The following is a 3,306-nucleotide window of genomic DNA, read 5'->3' on the forward strand; positions in this document are numbered from 1 at the left end:
GCGTGTACACCACCACGCCGAAAAAACCTAACTCGGCACTGCGTAAAGTATGCCGTGTGCGTCTGACCAACGGTTTCGAGGTTTCCTCGTACATCGGTGGTGAAGGCCACAACCTGCAAGAGCACAGCGTCGTCCTGATCCGTGGCGGCCGTGTAAAAGACTTGCCAGGTGTTCGTTACCACACCGTTCGCGGCTCCCTGGATACCTCCGGCGTCAAAGGTCGTAACCAAGGTCGTTCGAAGTACGGTACCAAGCGTCCGAAGTAATCGGCCGTTTGCAGCAGTTTGCAGTTATTCATTTTATTGAGTCGATAAGAGTAAGGTCGGGCACGCACCCTTAGGGGCACTGTCCCGGGCTAACCTGAAGACCGTTTGAGGGCTTATCAATGCCACGTCGTCGTGTAGCAGCCAAACGTGAGATTCTGGACGATCCAAAATACGGATCGCAGATTCTCGCCAAGTTCATGAACCACGTAATGGAAAGCGGCAAGAAAGCCGTTGCCGAGCGTATCGTTTACGGTGCACTGGACAAGGTCAAGGAACGCAAGAACAGCGATCCCCTGGAAATCTTCGAGAAAGCTCTCGACGCCATCGCTCCGCTGGTCGAAGTGAAGTCGCGCCGTGTTGGCGGTGCTACTTACCAGGTTCCTGTTGAAGTGCGTCCTTCCCGTCGTAACGCCCTGGCAATGCGCTGGTTGGTAGACTACGCCCGCAAGCGTGGCGAGAAGTCCATGGCTCTGCGCCTGGCTGGCGAGCTGCTGGATGCTGCTGAAGGCAAAGGTGCTGCAGTCAAGAAGCGTGAAGACGTACACCGTATGGCCGAAGCCAACAAAGCGTTCTCGCACTACCGCTTCTAATTCAGGCATCACTATTTTTGCGAGGGCTCTATGGCTCGTACTACACCAATCAACCGCTACCGTAACATCGGTATTTGCGCGCACGTTGACGCGGGCAAAACTACCACTACCGAGCGGATCCTGTTCTACACAGGTCTGAGCCACAAAATGGGCGAGGTGCATGACGGCGCCGCGACCACCGACTGGATGGTGCAGGAGCAGGAGCGGGGTATTACCATTACCTCCGCTGCCGTTACCACCTTCTGGAAAGGTTCCCGTGGCCAGTACGACAACTACCGCGTAAACGTCATCGATACCCCCGGCCACGTTGACTTCACCATTGAAGTAGAACGTTCGCTGCGCGTACTCGACGGCGCGGTCGTTGTATTCTGCGGCACCTCCGGCGTTGAGCCACAGTCCGAAACCGTATGGCGTCAGGCCAACAAGTACGGCGTTCCACGTGTTGTCTACGTGAACAAGATGGACCGTGCCGGTGCCAACTTCCTGCGCGTCGTAGGTCAGATCAAGAACCGCCTGGGTCACACCCCGGTCCCGGTTCAGCTGGCTATCGGTTCGGAAGATAACTTCCAGGGTCAGGTCGACCTGATCAAGATGAAGGCTATCTACTGGAACGACGACGACAAGGGCACCACCTATCGCGAGGAAGAAATTCCTGCCGATATGCTGGAGCTGGCTGAAGAGTGGCGCGCCAACATGGTCGAAGCCGCTGCAGAAGCCAGCGAAGAGCTGATGAACAAGTACCTTGAAGAAGGTGAGCTGACCGTCGAAGAAATCAAGGCCGGCCTGCGCGCGCGCACCCTGGCTAGCGAGATCGTTCCGGCTGTCTGCGGTTCCTCGTTCAAGAACAAGGGTGTTCCTCTGGTTCTCGACGCCGTTATCGACTTCCTGCCTGCTCCGACCGAGATCCCTGCAATCCAGGGTATCCATCCGGATCACGTTGAAGACGAAAACGCGCCGAAAATCGAGCGTCATGCAGACGACGCAGAACCGTTCTCGGCTCTGGCGTTCAAGATTGCCACCGACCCGTTCGTGGGTACCCTGACCTTCGTGCGCGTTTACTCGGGCATGCTGCTGTCGGGCGACTCCGTGATCAACTCGGTCAAGGGCAAGAAAGAGCGCGTTGGTCGTATGGTGCAGATGCATGCCAACCAGCGTGAAGAAATCAAAGAAGTTCTCGCCGGCGACATCGCCGCACTGATCGGCATGAAGGACGTCACCACCGGTGACACCCTGTGCAACGCCGACCAGCCAGTCATCCTGGAGCGTATGGACTTCCCTGAGCCGGTAATTTCGGTAGCTGTTGAGCCGAAAACCAAGCAGGACCAGGAAAAGATGGGTATCGCACTGGGCAAACTGGCCCAGGAAGACCCGTCGTTCCGCGTCAAGACCGATGAAGAAACCGGTCAGACCATCATCTCCGGTATGGGTGAGCTGCACCTGGACATCCTCGTTGACCGCATGAAGCGCGAGTTCAACGTCGAGGCCAACATCGGCAAGCCGCAGGTTTCGTACCGCGAGAAGATCAGCAAGTCCAACGTCGAGATCGAAGGCAAGTTCGTACGCCAGTCTGGCGGTCGCGGCCAGTTCGGTCACTGCTGGATCCGTTTCTCGGAGCCGGATACCGACGAAAAGGGCAACATCACTGAAGGCCTGGTCTTCACCAACGAAGTTGTAGGTGGTGTGGTTCCGAAGGAATACATCCCGGCTATCCAGAAGGGTATCGAAGAGCAGATGAAGAACGGCGTTGTTGCCGGCTATCCGCTGATCGGCCTGAAGGCTACCGTGTTTGATGGTTCCTACCACGACGTCGACTCCAACGAGATGGCGTTCAAGGTGGCGGCCTCCATGGCGACCAAGCAGCTGGCCCAGAAGGGCGGCGGTGTTGTGCTTGAGCCGATCATGAAGGTTGAAGTAGTAACCCCAGAGGACTACATGGGTGACGTGATGGGTGACCTGAACCGTCGTCGTGGCATCATCCAGGGTATGGACGATTCGGTCTCCGGCAAGGTAATCCGTGCTGAAGTTCCGCTCGGCGAAATGTTCGGTTACGCAACCGACGTTCGTTCCATGTCTCAGGGTCGCGCCAGCTACTCCATGGAATTCTCCAAGTACTCCGAAGCTCCGTCGAACATCGTCGAAGCGCTCGTTAAAAAACAAGGCTAATCCAGCCCTTTAGGCAAGAGGATCACTGTCGTGGCTAAAGAAAAATTTGATCGTTCCCTTCCGCACGTCAACGTTGGCACCATCGGTCACGTTGACCACGGTAAAACCACTCTGACCGCAGCTCTGACTCGCGTCTGCTCCGAAGTTTTCGGTTCGGCAGTCGTTGAATTCGACAAGATCGACAGCGCTCCAGAAGAAAAAGCTCGCGGTATCACCATCAACACCGCGCACGTCGAGTACAACTCGAACATTCGTCACTACGCTCACGTTGACTGCCCAGGTCACGC

General features: G+C 56.5%; 4 protein-coding genes. All 4 read left to right on the plus strand.

Translation table 11 applies throughout. The features are described from left to right. Window positions 1-266, plus strand: a 266-nt coding sequence (gene rpsL, locus ACIQUS_RS27100; protein ID WP_392491531.1) for a 30S ribosomal protein S12, incomplete at its 5' end; no start/stop codon positions are given. 119 nt (window positions 267-385) lie between these two features. Further along, entirely contained in the window at window positions 386-856 is a 471-nt protein-coding gene (gene rpsG, locus ACIQUS_RS27105) for a 30S ribosomal protein S7 (RefSeq protein ID WP_008089143.1), read from the plus strand. A gap of 30 nt (window positions 857-886) precedes the next feature. After that, window positions 887-3,019, plus strand: coding sequence for an elongation factor G (gene fusA, locus ACIQUS_RS27110; RefSeq protein ID WP_403054223.1), 2,133 nt, complete (start codon window positions 887-889; stop codon window positions 3,017-3,019). Window positions 3,020-3,049: 30 nt separating this feature from the next. After that, window positions 3,050-3,306, plus strand: a 257-nt coding sequence (locus ACIQUS_RS27115) for a GTP-binding protein (protein ID WP_232251818.1), incomplete at its 3' end; no start/stop codon positions are given.

The sequence above is a fragment of the Pseudomonas sp. NPDC090755 genome, assembly GCF_044769005.1.
Taxonomy (GTDB): domain Bacteria; phylum Pseudomonadota; class Gammaproteobacteria; order Pseudomonadales; family Pseudomonadaceae; genus Aquipseudomonas.

Coding starts and splice junctions, on each gene's coding strand:
- rpsG (WP_008089143.1), top strand. CDS start 386: ATGCCACGTCGTCGTGTAGCAGCCAAACGTGAGATTCTGGACGATCCA.
- fusA (WP_403054223.1), top strand. CDS start 887: ATGGCTCGTACTACACCAATCAACCGCTACCGTAACATCGGTATTTGC.